This is a genomic window from Thermanaerosceptrum fracticalcis, from assembly GCF_000746025.2.
Taxonomy (GTDB): Bacteria; Bacillota; Peptococcia; order DRI-13; family DRI-13; genus Thermanaerosceptrum; species Thermanaerosceptrum fracticalcis.
Map to the genome: position 1 here is coordinate 1,290,766 of NZ_CP045798.1, position 18,111 is coordinate 1,308,876.

Consider the following 18,111-nt stretch of genomic DNA (forward strand, 5'->3'; position numbering starts at 1 on the left):
TTATCATTAATATTGCCCACTTTTTTTTCCATTTTATAAAAAAAATAATCGAGTAAGGTAAAGCCGAAGTAATTTGCTTCGGCTTTTATCCTTCTCATAGAACCGTACGTACGGGCCTCGTATACGGCTCCTGATAAATCTCAGTCACTATTACCTATAGTGATGCAAAATGCCGACATTGTATTTTGGAGTGATCTAACTAAACTGGACACACAGAACGGCGCTTTTCTCCTCTTTTCTTAGAATTACTCATTATTTCATAAAAAGGGGATTCTTTGTATTTTCACTTTTGCTTTGCCGGGGTAATAAGCATAATATTCTGAATATAATCTGGGTGATATCCATATATTTCCATTCATAGGGCCGACAGAGACCTATCCCAGCTTTTTACTAGTTTTTTCTTTGTGTAAGCTAGGCCGCCAGAGATTTTCTGTAATGCCTTTCAAACTCTATGAGAGACATATATCCCAAGGCACTGTGCAGTCGTTTTGCATTGTAGAATGTCTCAATATAGTCTATGATCATTAGCTTAGCCTCATCCCGTGTTCGGAAACGACGGCCATGGATAAGTTCTTTTTTTAGTGTGGCGAAGAAGGACTCCATACAAGCGTTGTCATAACAATCACCTTTGGCGCTCATGCTTTGCCATATGCCATTGGAAACAAGCTTATCCTGATAGGCATAGGCTGCATATTGGGATCCCCTGTCGGAGTGAAAGATAAGTCCTTGGGCAGGTTTTCCCTTCATAATCGCCTGTTCAATGGCATCAATGGTTAGCTGTTTTGTCATACGACTGTCCAGGGTCCAGCCGATAACCTTTTTGTGAAAGAGGTCTTCTACGGCTGCTAAATATAGCCTGCCTTCGTCTGTCGGAATATATGTAATATCGCCGACCCATTTCTGGTTAGGCCTCTCAGCATTAAAGTCTTTCTCTAAAAGGTTAGGGGCTACGGGGTAGCCATGGTTTGAGTTGGTAGTAGCCTTGTATTTTCTTTTCAGGCGGCTGATTAACCCGTTTTCTTTCATAAGTCGTGCTAAACGCCGGTTACTACATTTTATCCCTTTTCTTTTAAGCACTTTCTTTATTCTTCGATGACCATAGGTCTGTCTGGATTCTTGGAATATCTGTTTAATGATTTCTGTCAGTTCTTGGTCTTCCTGTCTCCGCATGGTTATAGGTCGGCTGAGCCAGTCATAGTAGGCGCTCCTGTGCATTTTCCTCCTCAAGATCCTTGATCTTTCTTTCTAAAGCCTTTCGTTCAGCATCATCACTCTTGAGATTACCTTTGGTTTGCTCCGCATAAACATTCCTCCAAAATGATATTTGGGCGTTAAGCCCTGTCATCATCTTGGGAGATTATGCAAAGTAAATCAATAAAAAATTCCGTAAACATCAGCATTTCAAAAGTTTACTTTGCATAACTACTTTCTTTGCATAAGGCGGATTATGCAAAGCTTTGCATAATCCGCCTTGCGGGCTCCCCAAGTCTGTTTCTTCCCATGCTCCGTCTTTCATTACTCCAACAGTCAGAAATTTCTTTATCAGTTTCAGGATGCTTCCGTCACTGATTTTACGGTTGACTCCTTCCAGGATTAGTTCATGGTCCAGCCGGTCAAAGCATTTGGATAGGTCCATGTCTACAACATGATTCAGTCCATATTTGTTTATGAACATCTCTGCCTTGGCTACTGCCTGGTGACAGGAGCGCCCAGGTCTATATCCATAGCTTGACGGGTGAAAGTCGGGTTCAAAGATTGGTTGTAGGATGTTTAGGAGGGCTTGTTGGACTATCCGGTCCCTGACTGTAGGTATACCTAGCGGGCGTTTACTGCCGTCCGCTTTGGGTATTTCTACCCGCAGTACCGGTTGGGGTTCGTAAATGCCGGTCTTGAGTTCGTGTTGAAGTTGGCTTAACCTTTCTTGCAGATTTTGGCCGAAGGCTTCCACGGTCTCCCCGTCTACTCCGGGGGCGCCATTGTTGGCTTTAACGGCTTTGTATGCTTTTTCCAGGTTGTCCATCCGGTATACTTTGTCTATTAGGCTATACCATTTCTTCAATCACTTCACCCCATTTCGCTATGCTTCCTCTGTAGTCCAGGATTTCGCGCCGGTTCCTTCATGTGCTTTCCAGGCGTCTCTAGCTCTCTGGCAATCTTACCTCTCCAGTCACTTTACTCCGGCTGAGCGGACGTACTGCCCAGCAGGTTCGTCACCCCCGGTTCAGCCGTTCCCTTTGGCTTTCCAGCCAAAGTTGTCTTCTCTTCCCATCCTTTGTCTACTTTGGTTGCATTCTTTGATTTATCTTCCTCCCTTCGCAAGTACAGCCGCTTTTGGCTTGCTGTACCCCACTGCAACCAGGTGCAGTGTCCTCCCGGTTTTGCCCTCCCGTCTGTTACCAGCTTTCATTGGCCGAGAGTTTGTCACTACTACGGAGTCATCTGCCACCCCACATCACTTCGTCCCGCACTTGTGTTTCCACTTGTTTGGGCCTACCCTCTCTGAGGGATGATGCCGGGCTTCTCCGGTTAAGTCTACCTGCCTGAATCTGAACGCATCCGTCTTAACTCCTCAGGTTATCCAGCTTTCGGGCTTTCCCACTTTGTGCAAGGTTACCCACCTGACGAGCCAACCCCGGTTCGCTTGCGCTATGTTCCAGATTCCCCCTTCAGCTTCCTTCAGACCCCACCGTTGGCCAGTGACGCCCTTGCTTACGGGTTGTCTTCCCGCTGGTTAGGTGACAGGGTTTCTTTCAACCCATCGGCTCAGTAAACATGCCGGACGAACACAAAAACCCAAGAGTATGAAACTCTTGGGTTCAGATTAAGAGGTTTTAACCTACTATGCTTTAGTAACATTTTCAAAAATTATTTGACTATCATATATACTTCCGTGAAAGTTAATGAATTTACTAATTCTAATTTCAGGATTTAATGTAACATCTTCCAGTACCACATTCTTAAATTCACTATAGCCGGTTCTATCAAAAATGTAGCCAACATGCTCTTTTTCCAAGGTTCGATCAATATGTTTATCAATATATTTATACATGTTCTTGATTACCCCTAAGACCACATCCTCACTGGCCCACTGTACAAAAGTTTGGGCTAAACGGGGATTGCGTTTACCGGTCCTACCCATAATGACCAAGCGATAAAATTTGTTGCCCCGAGTCCAGGCAGCGTTAGGGCATTTGAGAATACATTCGCCACAACCAAGGCAGCGGTGGGGATCTCTTTCCACTTTATAATTGCCCATGGTAAGGGCGCCAGTGGCCACTTTTTGACAGTTCTTAACACAAGCCTTGCAACTAATACAGCGGGTTTCATCATAGAGGGGTTCTACCTGAGCAATTACACCAATATCCTGCATGTGAGCCTTAATACAATCGTTGGGACAGCCTGTCACAGCAATTTTGACATGAAAGTCATTAGGGAATATTGTTCTCTCTATCTTTTGGGCTAATGCTGTTGTGTCACAATTCGCCATAGTACAAACACGATTGCCGATACAGGCTGACACATTTCTGGTACCGGCTGCCGGGTAGCCTTTGTCAAAACCGTTTGCCAAAGGAACCCCTATCTCTTTTTCTAATCCAACGATTATTGGGGAAATTAATTGATTAATCACCTCAATACTGGAAAAATCAATACCGGGGATTTCAAATCCTTGCCGGGTTGTAAGGTGCACTGTGCCGTTACCGAACTTATCAGCAATTTCTTTAATTATTTCAAGGTACTGGCTTGGTAAATGACCACCTGGTACTCTTACCCGTAAACAGGTTTTGCCCCTGGTCTTGGTAACCCTATAGGCATTCTTTTTTATTTTTTTCGTGTCAACGGACAAGCTTTTTCACCCCTTTAGTCTAAGAGATTTTTGGCCGTGATATAAGGAAAGACTGGTCCTTCCAGGCAGACATAGGTATCATTAATTCTACAGTGACCGCATTTACCGATACCACAGCACATTTTGCGTTCAAAAGAGAGCCAGATATTCTCTTCAGGAATGTTATACTTAATAAATTCCTGGCTTGTAAATTTCATCATTAAGGGCGGACCGACAATGATCACCCGGGAAGCTGAAGAATTCTCGCCAACAGCATCTTTCACAAAATTCGTGATCAGCCCCACATGGCCAGACCAGCCGGGGCTCTCTTTATCTACAGTAAGAAGAACCTTAAATTTACTGCGCCATTTTTCAATATCCTCTTTAAATAATATATCTTCAGGCGTTTTAAAACCCATTAACAGGCTTAATTGCCTAACTTCACCAGGGTGTTGATAATAGTAGTTGATCAGATTCCGTACAGGAGCTAATCCAGTACCTCCCGCAGCAATAATAAGTGACTTATCTCGATATTGCTCTTTAGGGAAGCCCTTGCCGTAGGGGCCTCGAATGAAGAGAAGATCACCAGGTTTTAACTCATGCAGTTCATTGGTAAGATGCCCTACACGCCTGATGGTTAATTCGATCCAGCCAGGCTGCGCATTGCTTACGGAAATAGGGGCTTCCCCCACTTTGGGTATGGAAACCTCCACAAATTGGCCAAAATCAGGCTGTATATCAGTCTTCAGACGGAAGGTATAATCTGTGGTTGTTTCTTTGGTTATGGAGATGATTTCTGCAGGCTGGGGTAAATACGGGTTAGTTATCATGAGCTACTACCCCCTTTAACCCACTGATACACTGACTAAAAGAAATGTACTCCGGACAGACATCGTCACAGCGGCCACAGCCCACACACATGTGCATGTTAAAGCGCTTAGCAAAATCGTGGATTTTGTGCATTACCTTGAAACGCATCCTTTCCCCTTGCTGTTTTCGATAGGAATGGCCTCCCGCCATATCTGTAAAGCCGTCTACCTGGCAACTGGCCCACACGCGTCTACGTTCTCCGGCATTTTTGTTATCCCGGTAAAAAATATCCTGCATGGTAAAACAGGTACAGGTGGGGCAGGAAAAATTACAGCGCCCGCAGCCGATACAACGTTTGCCATACTGGTCCCAGTAAGGATGATCGTAAATTTTCGTACTCAGTCCTTCGGGAATATCCACTTGTATGTGATTTCTCTCAATAAATTGAGGTAATATGTCCTCGTTTTCTTCGTATCCGGCAAAATATCTTTTAAAGGGCTCGGAAGGAAATAAGTTGATTTTCTCCCCTTTAAAATTTAAGAAAGCATCATAGCCTTCACACTGGTTAGTTCCCGTGGAAACACAAAAGCAATTCTCGTAAGATTTTTCACAACCAAATACGAAAAAATGGGTCTTCTCTCTTAGACGCTTATAATAAGCATCGACAAACTGACCGTTCTCTAAGAATAATAAATCCAACCGCTTAATTGCATTAAAATCACAAGCTCGTAAAAAGACTATTTGTTTTTGGGGTTCAAATTTGGGTTCTCTGTACTCATCCTCTGTAAAGTAAAAAAGCGTCTGGCTAGGTGGAAATATGGTCTCTTTCGCTGAGAATTGTGATTTTCCATTAGTCTCTAAGTCTGAAAGAGATTCAATCTGACCATAAGTAATTAAGTCAGCATCAGAAAATTTCCCTTTATTCTTTTTACGTACTGGACCAATGAGTATATAGTCTTGTTTTAATCGCTGAAGCACAGTGTCAAATTCTGCATGGGTTAGAATATAGGCCATCCTCTTGACCCCCCTTTTCACATATTTTTCAACCCAACTGTACCAGTTTCAGAAACCGTTGAAAGTGATATATATCACAAAATAAAATACATAAGCAGGTTTTATAGTCATAAAGTTATCAACTTTAGTAGAATAGGGAGGCCTCTTGCCCATTTAGGGCCAGTGAAAAAATTAGGCGACTGAAAAACCCTGATTTTTTGGGTTCTCAGTCGCCTAATTATTGTACTGAGCTATTTGGGGTGATTACTACAAGCCGAGATAAGCTTTTTCAACTTCAGGATTCTGCAGCAGTTCTCTTCCACTACCTGATAATACTATTTTACCTAACTCAATCACATAGGCGTGATGGGCATGGTTTAAAGCCATGGTGGCATTCTGCTCCACCAGCAGGATGGTCTTCCCCATTTCCTTAATCTGATGGATAACTTTAAAAACTTCCTGGACAATAATAGGTGCTAACCCCATAGAAGGTTCATCCATTAACATCAGTTCCGGATTCGCCATTAAGGACCTGCCTACAGCAAGCATTTGCTGTTCTCCTCCGGACATGGTACCGGCCAACTGTTTATACCTGGTCTTGAGAACCGGAAAAAGTTCCAGCACCCATTCCAAATCACGTCTAACTCCCTCTTTATCCTTCCTGGTATAAGCCCCCATCTCCAAATTTTCGGCTACCGTCATTTGCGGGAAAACGTGCCTTCCTTCAGGAATCAGTGAAATCCCCATTCTCACAATTTGGCTGGGTTTCAGTGTGGTGATATCCTGGCCTTTCCACAGAATCCTGCCTTCTTGAGGTTTAATTACTCCAGCTATGCAATTTAAGGTTGTAGTCTTACCTGCACCGTTGGCGCCAATTAAGGTGGTTATCTTACCTTCCTCTGCCGTAAAAGAAACTCCGTGAAGAACCTCCGTATGACCATAGCTTGCTTTAATCCCTTCAACTACCAGCATGGACGAGATCACCCTTTCCCAGATAAGCACTTATGACATCGGGATGCTTGCGAATATGTTCAGGTCTTCCTTCCGCTATTTTCTTGCCGTGATCCAGTACGGAAATGGTTTCACAGATGTTCATAACCAATTTCATATCATGTTCAATCAGTACGATAGTATACCCTTTTTCCTGCAGCAGTGAAACCAAGCGCAGCAGATTGGCTTTCTCCGTGGGATTCATACCGGCAGCAGGCTCGTCCAGGAGAATTAACTTAGGCTTAGCGGCCAGGGCTCTGGCAAACTCCACCAGGCGCTGCTGGCCGTAGGAGAGATTTTTCACCTGTTCATCAGCCTTTGTCTCCAGGCCCACAAAACGTAAGGCGTCCATAGCTTCCTGGAGGGCTACCTCTTCCCAGTAGCGCGATTTTTTCCCGTTAATCATGATGGAAAAGATGGGCGTAGGAGTATGAACGTGCTGCCCGATCAGTACATTTTCAATTACGGACATCTCTTTGAACAACCGGATATTCTGGAAGGTCCGGGCCACACCCCGGGGTACAAGCTGGTAGGGTTTAAGGGAATCTATTCTCCTTCCTTCCAGGTAAAGCCCCCCCTGGTCCGGTTGAATGAGTCCCGTGATAACATTAAAAAGAGTTGTCTTACCAGCCCCGTTGGGCCCGATAATGCCATGGACCGTTTGAGGTTTGACCCCAATGGTTATATCATCCAGGGCCTGCAGACCGCCAAATCTTTTACTGACACCCCTTACTTCGAGGATATTGGTAACTTCCGTCATTCTTATCACTCCATTGTCATTTAGCTGGAATAATCCTTTTTCCCTGCCAGGAACTGCCGGCTAAACCAATTTTGGCCCTGTTCAACCAGTCCGTACAGTCCTTTGGGCATGTAGATAACTGTAAAGATCAGAATACCGCCGTAGATGACCAGACGCAGGGCCTGAAAAACACGTAAGGCCTCGGAAAGAAAAGTCAGGACAAAGGCCCCGATGACAGCCCCTACAATAGAACGGTTACCACCTATGACAGACATAGATAAAAAGGCCACCGATTCATCAAAGGTAAAATTGTCAGGACTGGCCACCCCGGCAAAAGAACCAAAAAGGGCCCCTGCCACTCCCGCATACACAGCGCTAATGACAAAAGCAGAAATCTTATAGAGGTTAACTGGTACACCCATGGCTTCCGCGGCCAATTCATCTTCCCTGATAGCCGTAAAAGTCCTGCCGATTTTTGATTTAGCTAAACGCTGGGCTACATAGGTCCCCAGGAGCAGGACTATAAAGATAAGGTAAAAGAAGTCCTTTTCTGAGGAAATCCGCATACCCATAAATTCCGGCAAAGGTATCCCTGTGAGACCTGCGGCACCCTTGGTAACCGGTGTCCAGTTCAGGAGCACCAGCCTGACGATCTCTCCAAAACCCACCGTAGCCAGGACCAGATAAGGCCCGGAAAGCTTCATGGCAGGAATTCCGATAATCAGACCGCAGATAGCGGCAGCCACTACAGCCACCAGCAAAGCCGCCCAAAAGGGGAATTTCAGGTTCATCATCAAAAGAGAAGAAACATAAGTACCAACGGCAAAATACCCGGCCTGTCCCATGGATACCTGTCCGGTATAGCCCGAGAGCAGGTTGAGGCCGATGGTAATGAGGGTGTAAATACCGCCCAGGTTAATGATGTGCAGATAATATATATTAGAAACTACCTGTGGTACCAGGAACAAGAGCAGTAATAAAACTCCCAGGATTCCATAAGTTCTCCATTTCGTTATACCTTTCATAAAAACAGCACCACCAGACCTTTAAACTTTTTGCCGGGTTTTACGTAAAAACAGACCCGATGGTTTTAACCACAGAACAAGAATCAGTAAAGCAAAAGTTATGGCATCACGGTAACCGGAGCTGATTTTTCCTCCCGCTATGGCCTCCACAATTCCCAAAAAGAATCCCCCTGCAATGGCACCGGGTATATAGCCCAGTCCTCCGATGACCGCGGCTACAAAACCCTTTAAGCCGATGCCCGCACCCATGTTAAAGGTAACAAAGAAGATAGGTGCTACCAGGATGCCGGCAGCAGCCCCTAAGACAGCACTGGCGGCAAAGGCTACACCGTCGGAGCGCTGGGTATCAATACCCATAAGAATGGCTCCGTAGCGGTCCTGAGCTACGGCTCTAAGGGCCTTCCCTTCTTTGGTCTTCTTCAGGAAATACTGGAGCACCAGCATCAGACCAATACCCACTGTTACGATCAAGATGTCCTGAGGAGTAATACTTAACGCACCCAGGGTAATAGGTTTGGCACTCACAGGGGAGGAAAAAATCTGGGCATCCGGTCCCCAAATGACAAGAGCTATATTTCTCGTAATAATAGCTACCCCCAGGGTAGCGATCACCACGTTAATAGGGGGTGCTTTTCTTTCTCTCAAAGGACGCAGGATAAAATACTGGACCAGGACCCCTACGCAGGCCACAAAAGCCATAGAAATAAACAGGGCCGGGGTAAAACCAAGGTTTAAAAGCTGAAACAGAGTGAAACCCAAATAGGCCCCCAGCATCACCATATCGCCCTGGGACCAGTTCAGTACCCCTGAGGCAGCATAGATTAAACTATAGCTCAAAGCCACAAGGGCATAAATTGCTCCGATAGGCAAACCATTTAAAAAGTATTGCAAGATCCCACTTCCCTTTAACTGAAATGTTTAATAAAAGAAGGCCGGTTCCTTTCAGATCCGGAAAGAAACCGGCGGCTTTCCTCTGTTTATTCATTCGTCATAACAGCTTTAACCAGCTCGAATTTATCACCCTTAATGGTGGTGATTAAAAGGCGCTTACCGATGTCATCACCTTTATCATTAAACTTTGGCTCACCTGTGACGAGTTTTAATCCGGCTGTTTTAGCAATAGCATCTCTTAAAGCATCAGGTTTGTTACTATTGGCCCTTTTTACAGCGTCCGCAATAATGTACACAGTATCGTAAGCCTGGGCAGCATGAGGAATGGGATTCTCATTGTATTTGCTCTTGTACTTTTGCACGAACTCCTTAACCTTTTCGTCATTGGAATCAGGCAGGAAGGTCTGGGTTAAAATCAGTCCCTGCACAGCATCGCCACCCAGTTCAATGAGTTTTAAGGCAGCCATACCGGATGCTCCGAAGAGCTGAGCTTTGACGTCTAACTGCTGGGCTTGTTTGGCGATGAGAGCGGCTTCCGTATAAAGTCCCCACATGAAGATGCCTTGGGCGCCCTTTTCTTTAATGGTCAAAAGTTGCGGTTTAAAGTCCTTATCGCCGTTGTTATAGGTAGGAGTGGCCACCAGTTCCACACCGTATTTTTGCGCAGCAGCGGCCAGGAGTTTGGCCCCACTCTGACCATAGTCGTCAGCTGCTGTGAAGGTAGCCATTTTTTTGATTCCCAGGACTTCTTTAGCGTATTTGACCAGGGCATTAGCCTGGAACTCGTCGTTTACAGCGGTACGGAAGATCCACTTGTTATTTTGCTCGGTTATTGATGCACCCGTTGACCCTGCAGTAATTTGGGGAATACCAGCCCGGGAAGTGACAACCATATCAGCAAGAGTAGCGGAACTGTGAATAGCCCCGATAATCACATTAGCCTGGGACTGTTGGAGCAACTTGTTGGTGGCACTGGCTGACTTGGTGGGGTTTCCCTCGTCATCTTCAAAGAAAACCTCCAGTTTCCATTCGCCGGCACCCTTGTTGGCATTAATCTCATCTACTGCCATCTGTATAGCCTTACGCTGTCCCTGTCCCAACTGGGCACCGCCACCGGATTCAGGGCCTACTACACCGATTTTCAAAACTTTTTGAACTGATTTCTGACCACAGCCTACGGTCCCCAGCATACTGCCCAGTAAGAGGGCCAGCATTAAGATCACAGCGATTTTCTTATGATAGCGAAACATCAGTAACTCCTCCCTTTTCCTACTCTCAATTTTTATCACTACTGGAACGAGACAAGACTTATGTTCTAACAGAGCACCTCCTAAATTTTTAATCTTTCAATCACCTTAACCAGGTTGTCCACAACATGGTCGTGGTAGATTTGGCCTTTTTCTTTGGAACTTTTACTGGGTATACCGGTAGTACCCCCTGCTGCATCCACAGATTTATGCATGTCCTTTATGGTACTGGGGACATAACACAAAGTATCACCAGGATAAGCAGGGTCAACGGAATACAATTCATGCTTCTGCACCGGGTTATCCTGGGCTTTTTCCAGGTGAACCAGATGGGGGTGTTTATATAACATGTGGGAAGTTTCTATTTCTTCTGAATGTCCTACCGGACCGTAACCCAATTGAGGTACAATCTCTTTGGACATATAAGCGGGATCAAAGAGAACTACTTTAACACCTAATACCCGTTGGGCACGTTCCGCCGAGATTTGCATCCAGGGAATATTCACTATTCTATGCCCGTTAATCACCACGAACTTCTGGAACCCGTGTTTAGATAAGGATTCAATAACATCATATAAAACTTCAATCAAGACCTCAGGTCTTAATGTAATAGTGCCAGGCAAAACCATATGATGGGGGCTCCAGCCAAACCAGAGGGGTGGTGCAACCGGAATACCTGTTTTTTTAGCAGCATCTTCTGCGAGCATCATGGCCACCATGGTATCCGTCCCCAGAGGAAGGTGGCTACCGTGCTGTTCAGTGCTGCCCACAGGAATGACAATCACCCCGCCGGACTTTTCTTTTAGTACTTCAACTTCATCCCAACTATTCTCCTGTAACCAGACGTTCACTTCCATTTCTCCTCTCCCACAATGACTAAATAAAATGTAGTCAGTCAATAGCGTATTGTCTAAATATTATATTGTTATTATTTTACTACCTCCATCTATTGGTAGCAAGCATTTGTTTATATGACATATACATTAAATACAACATACCGAATCTTTTGTATTTTTGTACTATAACAGCTCAGATATGGGAATAGTAATCCCAACGGGGGGGGGGTTTTAATAAGGAGAGCTTTGCTCCCCTGTTGTCTCATATCTCACTTGCAGTTGTTCTATCTTATCTGATTCGTAAATATAAGTCCTGTAGATTGCTGGTATATAAAATAACTATGTAAAATTTGTAAATTTACTACAAACCCTCAGTCTGGTAGTAAGGTTGTCCTGAGACACATAATGTTATAAACTTGATACTGGGAGGAAATAGCAAAATTAGTTAAAGAGGTGAAGATTATGAGCAATATCAAAGATGTAATGAGAGAACGCAGGAGTATCAGGAATTATAAAAAGGATGAAAAAATCTCCCAGGAAACTTTGAATGAAATCTTAGATTTGGCTACTACGGCGCCTTCTGGCTGGAATCTTCAACATTGGAAGTTTATTGTCATTCAGGAGCAGGAAAGGAAGCAACGCCTCCTCCCGATTGCGTACAATCAACAACATGTAGCAGACTGTTCCGCTCTTGTAATTGTGCTAGGCGACACTGAAGCCTACAAAAATGCAGAAGAACTTTACAGCGATGCTAATTTAGTTAAACAGATTCAAGGGGGTTACATAAACAATGAAGATTCCCGGAAAAAGGGAGCCCTTCTTAATCCTGCTCTTGCTGCCATGCAGTTAATGCTTGCCGCTAAAGCCAATGGTATTGATTCCTGCCCCATGACAGCCTTCGACCAGGAATCGCTTCGGAAGGAACTACGAATTCCTGAACAATATATTCCAGTAATGATGATCACCCTCGGTTATGCTGCAGAGCAAACAGCTCCGACCGGTCGTTTCCCATTAGATAGAGTAGTAATTCAGGAAAGTTTTTAGAGGAATTACAAAGACCCCGTCAAACCTAACTAGCCTGGTTTGACGGGGTCTTTCTTTGATGGAGTGATTTAACTAAACTGGACACGCAGAACGGCGCTTTTCTCCTCTTTTCTTAGAAATACTCATTATTTCATAAAAAGGGGATTCTTTGTATTTTCACTTTTGCTTTGCCAGGGTAATAAGCATAATATTCTGAATATAACCTGGGTCATACCCATATATTACCATTCATAGGGCCGACAGGAGCCTATCCAAGCCTTTAATAGTTTTTCTTTGTGTAAGCTAGGCTTGCCAGAGATTTTCTGTAATGCCTTTCAAACTCTACAGGAGACATATATCCCAAGGCACTGTGCAGTTGTTTTGCATTGTAGAATGTCTCGATATAGTCTATGATCATTAGCTTAGCCTCATCCCGTGTTCGGAAACGACGGCCATGGATAAGTTCTTTTTTTAGTGTGGCGAAGAAGGACTCCATACAAGCGTTGTCATAACAATCACCTTTGGCGCTCATGCTTTGCCGTATGCCATTGGAAACAAGCTTATCCTGATAGGCATAGGCTGCATATTGGGATCCCCTGTCGGAGTGAAAGATAAGTCCTTTGTTAGGTTTTTCCTTAATAATCGCCTGTTCAATAGCATCAATGGTTAGCTGTTTTGTCATACGACTGTCCAGGGTCCAGCCGATAACCTTTTTGTGAAAGAGGTCTTCTACGGCTGCTAAATATAGCCAGCCTTCGTCTGTCGGAATATATGTAATATCGCCGACCCATTTCTGGTTAGGCCTCTCAGCTTTAAAGTCTTTCTCTAAAAGGTTAGGGGCTACGGGGTAGCCATGGTTTGAGTTGGTAGTAGCCTTGTATTTTCTTTTCAGGCGGCTGATTAACCCGTTTTCTTTTATCAGCCGTGCTATACGCCGGTTACTACATTTTATCCCTTTTCTTTTAAGCACTTTCTTTATTCTTCGATGACCATAGGTCTGTCTGGATTCTTCGAATATCTGTTTAATGATTTCTGTCAGTTCTTGGTCTTCCTGTCTCCGCATGGTTATAGGTCGGCTGAGCCAGTCATAGTAAGCGCTCCTGTGCATTTTCCTCCTCAAGATCCTTGATCTTTCTTTCTAAAGCCTTTCGTTCAGCATCATCACTCTTGAGATTTCCTTTGCCGGGAAAGGCCTGGTCGCCGTGAGCGTTGCATTGTTGTACCCAACGCCGGATTGTTGTAGCACTGACGCCAATATCTTCTGCTACTTTAACAGGTTTCTTACCAAGGTCTGTAATAAGCTTAACGATTTCTTTTTTGTAATCAGCGCTAAATTTGTTTTTTTCAGTCATTTGCTTAACACGCCCTTTCTTTAGGTTCTATTATAACAACCTTTCTGCGTGTCCAGCAAACCGAGTACAGTCCACCTCAGGTGCAGATGCACTGGCCATTGACGTTTATACCACCGTCAGAAGCGTGGGTTACCCTATCCAAGTTCTCAAAGATTATCATGAAACAATGAATAGATATGCTTTTCTCATGGTTGAGTAACTGGGTTTTATCTTGCCCGCTAATCTACTTCTTTTGCTCAATAGCAGTCCCGGTAACCAGTTCCAAACCTAGCTCCGCTCCTTTGGTATATACGGGTTCCAATGCCGCCAGCATAGATTCTTTACCCCGCCAAAAGGGCAAATTCCCAAGCTTTCGCAAAAGAGCAAGCCTTTGGCTGGGAAAAGCAATTTCCCCGAAGATATCATCCTTTATTTTTTCTCCTTCCCAGAAGGCGCTAAGATCCGTGGTGAGAACTCCCCAAGGTTCTTCATTTAAATCTTTAATACCTGATGGTACTGATTCCTCTGAGGGTTTTCCGGAAACAGTTCCCATTTTCCCTAATCTATCCAATAATTCTTCCCGTTCTATGCCCCGGAGCTTAAAAATCAGAAAAGGGTCCCGGTCAAATTCTTTTCCCAAAATATAATACACAGCGGCAATATGTTTACAAGGATTGGACCAATCCGGACAAGAGCAATCGGTTTCCAAGTCATTTTGTTTAGCAGGAAAAAGGGAAACCCCGGCCTGCTTAAATACTGTCTCGATCTCGTGGGGCATTTCTCCGGTTAAAAGTTTAGTGGTAAAAAGGGCATGGGCAGCTAAGCCGGTAATAACCCTGTCCCATTCGCCTGTAGAAAGAGTCTTTACCTTGAGTTTTACTGTATAAGGTTTAACCCGTGAGCCCTGGACCCTGGCATTCACTATCCCCTTCTTAATCTCCACAGATAAAACCTGCCCCTGACGGGCATAGCTCTTTCCCCGGTTAAGCCTGGCCCCCAGGTTAAAGCTTTCCAATACCCCATTCCATTGTTTAGCCCACCAGTTCTTACCAAAAGAGCCCTTCTTTCCTTCAGCTTTAATTCCTCCTTTAGCCTTACGGGGTACAGAAGGTGTATAGTCATAAAAATCCCATCCCATACCTTATTCTCCTATCGCTTCACGGCCAAGGGCCATGATTTCTTTAAGCTCGGCTGTGCTAAGTTCCGTCAGCCATTCCTCGCCGGTTTTAACCACCTGACCTGCTACTTCTTTTTTCCGTTCAATCATTTCATCAATTCTCTCTTCCAATGTCCCAGCACAGATAAACTTATAGACCTGGACATTTTTTGTCTGCCCGATGCGAAAAGCCCGGTCGGTGGCCTGGTTTTCCACAGCCGGGTTCCACCAGCGGTCAAAATGGATGACATGATTGGCTTTGGTTAAGTTAAGTCCAGTCCCCCCCGCCTTCAAAGAAAGAATAAACAAGGGTGGGCCTTCTTCCCTTTGAAAAAGATCTACCATCCGGTCCCTCTCCTTCTTCGGCACACCGCCGTGAAGGAAAAGCACCCTGGGGCCAAAGGTTTCCGTAAGATATTTTCTGAGGATTTCACCCATTTCAGCAAACTGCGTAAAGATTAAGGCCCTATCGCCCACAGCAAGAATCTCTTCACACATTTCTGTTAAACGAGCAAGTTTTCCCGAGCGACCGGCAATAGAGGAACGATCCTTCAAAAACTGAGCCGGATGATTACATACTTGCTTCAATTTAGCCAGGGTCGCTAAAATAAGCCCCTTACGCTCCATCCCTTCACTTTCTGCCAAAGCGAGTTCCACTTCTCTGACCACGGCTGCATAAAGGGAAGCTTGTTCTTTGGTCAAGGTACAATAGGTCTTGATTTCCATTTTTTCCGGGAGGTCATTAATAATCGCCTTGTCACTCTTCAACCGCCGCAAAATGAAGGGGCCGGTAATACGTTTTAATTTCTCAGCCACAGCTTCATTCCGGTTAACTTGAATGGGAATGTAAAAATCCCGCTTAAACTTGGCCTGATTTCCTAAAAAACCGGGATTTATAAATTCCATAAGGGACCAGAGGTCGCCCACGTTATTTTCCACCGGGGTCCCTGTCAGGGCCACCTTCCAATCGGATTGCAGAGACCGAACCGCCTGGGCTTGCTTGGTTTGGGAATTTTTGATATTCTGAGCTTCATCCAGGACAACCCCTGCCCAGGTTATCTCTCTAAACAGTTCGAAATCTCTGTGTAATAACGAATAACTGGAGATAACTATGGACCGTTCCCTGACTTCTTGTATAAAAGACGATTTCTCCTTTTCCCGTTCGTTCCCGTGATGAACCATAAAAGACAAATCAGGGGTAAAACGTTGGACTTCTTTTTGCCAGTTTCCCAAAACTGATGTAGGGCAAATAATCAGCACCGGGCGTTTTTCTCCTTGTTCCCGTACGTGTTGAATGAGGGCCAGGGTCTGAATGCTTTTTCCCAAACCCATATCATCAGCCAGACAGGTGCCCAGGCCCAGCCTTGTCATAAAACCCAGCCAGGAATAACCTTTACTCTGGTAAGGACGCAAGTGACCTTGAAGGCCCTGGGGAGCCGGCAGCTCTGCCCAGGGTGCTGCCCCCTGAAGTTGCTCAAGTAAATCAGCTATCCATCCGCTGGCCCTAACCCCTTCAAAAGGAATATTTCCTAAAGTATCCCCTGCTCCCAGCGCCATTCGAACGATATCGCGAGTTCTTACTGAACCCTCCTTTTTATGCCACTGGTTAAGGAGTGTCTGTATCTCCTGAGCATTTACTTCTACCCATTGGCCCCGCATCTTAACCAAGGGGACTTTCATTTTTACCAGATTCTCCAATTCTTTGTGGGAAAGGGTTTCCTCACCCAGGGCTACTTCCCAGGAAAACGAAACAATACTATCCAATGAAAGATGGCCACCGCCCGGATATTTGGGCGTTTCAACCCGTGCGTAAGCCCTCAGTCGGCTACGCTCACCTTTACGGGACCACCAGGCCGGCAAGATTACGGTAAAACCGGCCTGCTGCAAAACAGGAGCCCTTTCTCTTAGAAATTCATAAGCTCCTGCAGTATCAAGGGTATATCCCGTGGGCAGGGCAGTCTTCAAGCTTTCCTCAATACGGGGGCAAATTGCCGCCCCCTGTCCCAGAGCAGTCAAAATAAACTCGTGAAGAGAAATCTTTTTGCCTTTAAACAATTTGGTCATTTTTTTATCCGCCTGCCAGGCTTCTTTCACGGGAATTAAAAAACTGGGGTCATCCACGGACTGCAGTAAATATGAAACAACCCATTCGTCTTTGTCCTCCTTGGGTTCTTCTAAACGAAAGCAAAACCGGAAAGGGGCAGTGGCTAAGAAAAAGGCCTTTTTCTTCCATTCAGCCACAGTAGTAATGAACCGGGCTAAAACCTCCGGACTGTCTTTCATTTCCCCGGTGGGCGACTGCAGGGCATAGAGCCATTGATCATGAATACTGTCAAAGTCCGGGGCCTTACCCCCTCCCTTGCTTGCTTCAGGATATTTTTGATTAGCCCCTTCCCTCACAATAGCATCCACCATAAGAGACGTGGCCTGGGATAACAAAGCAAAAGATCCGGCGACCGGTGGCGCTTCACTATCTTCATGCAAGGCCTGACAAACGGCCGGCATGGCCTGGGCCAATTGCTTTAAGCTCTTTAACTCGTCATCCGCCAGGAATGGCTCCCAATGGGCATAATATATACCTTTTTCTTCCCTCACGCCGGGTAAAAACCTCTCCCGTACGGTAAGGACTGCGGCAAACTGTATGACCTTGGTCCAAAAAATTACATCAGAACCCAACATCACACCTAAATCAAGAAACTCTTTTCCAATACAGGCAGATAAAAAGTATATTACCTCTTTTGGTGACAGGGGCAATACCGTTACCCTCCAGGGACGCAGCACTGGTTCTTCTTTAATTGCAAAGTTCCCTGTATTTATATGCCTTGAGCCTATGGGGCCACTGGCACTGGAAGGCAGCCAGGCTGTGAGATTCCTGCTCTTTTTTGAACCTGTCTCTATTCCAACAGAAAGAAGAGCCTCTTTTAAAGGAACAGGCCCTATATCACCAGGCAATATCTCCGGTTTAGTAATTTTAGTTTTTGGCCGGCCCCTTTTAGCACTGTTGCTTTCATCATTATGTAATATTTCTCCCCAGAGAAACCAACTTCCATCATACATGGCTAAATGTAAAACAATCATTAATTAATGCTCCTTGTTTTTTTGAGAATTATGAATCTCTAACATTATTAATATTAAAACAATAATTTAGGGAAAAGTAAACTGAATTAACCACATGTTAGTACGAAAATAACCCTATCAAATAATCAATATGCTTGTAAGGCAAAAAAGACAATAACGAACTAGCAGA

The 18,111-nt window shown here is 44.9% G+C and carries 14 protein-coding genes and 2 pseudogenes; 1 reads left to right on the plus strand and 15 read right to left on the minus strand.

The features are described from left to right. Positions 1 to 411: 411 nt before the first annotated feature. The 12 genes and pseudogenes from BR63_RS06835 to BR63_RS06895 form a co-directional block, all read right to left on the minus strand. Positions 412 to 1,209 (minus strand): annotated as a pseudogene (locus BR63_RS06835) (IS3 family transposase); the annotation flags it as partial. 184 nt (positions 1,210 to 1,393) lie between these two features. Next, positions 1,394 to 2,059 carry a reverse transcriptase domain-containing protein gene (locus BR63_RS06845; RefSeq protein WP_243270077.1) on the minus strand — a complete coding sequence of 222 codons (666 nt, stop codon included), beginning with the start codon at positions 2,057 to 2,059 and terminating at the stop codon, positions 1,394 to 1,396. A gap of 113 nt (positions 2,060 to 2,172) precedes the next feature. Then, positions 2,173 to 2,355, minus strand: coding sequence for a hypothetical protein (locus tag BR63_RS06850; RefSeq protein ID WP_187142800.1), 183 nt, complete (start codon positions 2,353 to 2,355; stop codon positions 2,173 to 2,175). Positions 2,356 to 2,839: 484 nt separating this feature from the next. Continuing rightward, a complete protein-coding gene (gene asrC, locus BR63_RS06855; RefSeq protein WP_034425784.1) occupies positions 2,840 to 3,844 on the minus strand; it encodes a sulfite reductase subunit C in 1,005 nt (334 codons plus the stop codon). A gap of 14 nt (positions 3,845 to 3,858) precedes the next feature. Beyond that, on the minus strand, positions 3,859 to 4,650 hold the full coding sequence (asrB, locus tag BR63_RS06860; RefSeq protein WP_420825503.1) for an anaerobic sulfite reductase subunit AsrB: 792 nt from the start codon (positions 4,648 to 4,650) through the stop codon (positions 3,859 to 3,861). After that, the gene (asrA, locus tag BR63_RS06865) at positions 4,643 to 5,647 is read right to left on the minus strand and encodes an anaerobic sulfite reductase subunit AsrA (protein WP_034425789.1); all 1,005 of its coding nucleotides are present in this window, start codon (positions 5,645 to 5,647) and stop codon (positions 4,643 to 4,645) included. Before asrA ends, asrB begins: the two co-directional genes overlap by 8 nt. Positions 5,648 to 5,893: 246 nt before the next feature. Then, on the minus strand, positions 5,894 to 6,598 hold the full coding sequence (locus tag BR63_RS06870) for an ABC transporter ATP-binding protein (RefSeq protein ID WP_034425791.1): 705 nt from the start codon (positions 6,596 to 6,598) through the stop codon (positions 5,894 to 5,896). Further along, positions 6,585 to 7,376, minus strand: a complete 792-nt coding sequence (locus tag BR63_RS06875; RefSeq protein WP_034425794.1) for an ABC transporter ATP-binding protein — start codon at positions 7,374 to 7,376, stop codon at positions 6,585 to 6,587. The genes BR63_RS06870 and BR63_RS06875 overlap by 14 nt, the downstream gene beginning before the upstream one ends. Positions 7,377 to 7,396: 20 nt before the next feature. Beyond that, entirely contained in the window at positions 7,397 to 8,380 is a 984-nt protein-coding gene (locus tag BR63_RS06880; RefSeq protein WP_051966276.1) for a branched-chain amino acid ABC transporter permease, read from the minus strand. Between the two features lie 21 nt (positions 8,381 to 8,401). After that, positions 8,402 to 9,271, minus strand: a complete 870-nt coding sequence (locus BR63_RS06885; RefSeq protein WP_051966277.1) for a branched-chain amino acid ABC transporter permease — start codon at positions 9,269 to 9,271, stop codon at positions 8,402 to 8,404. 86 nt (positions 9,272 to 9,357) lie between these two features. Beyond that, a complete protein-coding gene (locus BR63_RS06890) occupies positions 9,358 to 10,521 on the minus strand; it encodes an ABC transporter substrate-binding protein (RefSeq protein ID WP_034425799.1) in 1,164 nt (387 codons plus the stop codon). A gap of 80 nt (positions 10,522 to 10,601) precedes the next feature. Then, positions 10,602 to 11,369 (minus strand): creatininase family protein, encoded by a 768-nt coding sequence (locus tag BR63_RS06895; RefSeq protein ID WP_034425805.1) that lies wholly within the window; start codon positions 11,367 to 11,369, stop codon positions 10,602 to 10,604. A gap of 447 nt (positions 11,370 to 11,816) precedes the next feature. Here BR63_RS06895 and BR63_RS06900 point away from each other — a divergent pair, with 447 nt between their 5' ends. After that, complete coding sequence (locus tag BR63_RS06900) at positions 11,817 to 12,398, plus strand: nitroreductase family protein (RefSeq protein WP_034425800.1); 582 nt, start codon at positions 11,817 to 11,819, stop codon at positions 12,396 to 12,398. Between the two features lie 259 nt (positions 12,399 to 12,657). Here BR63_RS06900 and BR63_RS06905 read toward each other — a convergent pair. The 3 genes and pseudogenes from BR63_RS06905 to BR63_RS06915 form a co-directional block, all read right to left on the minus strand. After that, positions 12,658 to 13,729 (minus strand): annotated as a pseudogene (locus tag BR63_RS06905) (IS3 family transposase). 223 nt (positions 13,730 to 13,952) lie between these two features. Continuing rightward, positions 13,953 to 14,846 (minus strand): SWIM zinc finger family protein, encoded by an 894-nt coding sequence (locus BR63_RS06910; protein WP_034426071.1) that lies wholly within the window; start codon positions 14,844 to 14,846, stop codon positions 13,953 to 13,955. Positions 14,847 to 14,849: 3 nt separating this feature from the next. Continuing rightward, positions 14,850 to 17,942: a DEAD/DEAH box helicase gene (locus BR63_RS06915; protein ID WP_034426067.1), complete on the minus strand. Its 3,093-nt coding sequence runs from the start codon at positions 17,940 to 17,942 to the stop codon at positions 14,850 to 14,852. Between the last annotated feature and the right edge of the window lie 169 nt (positions 17,943 to 18,111).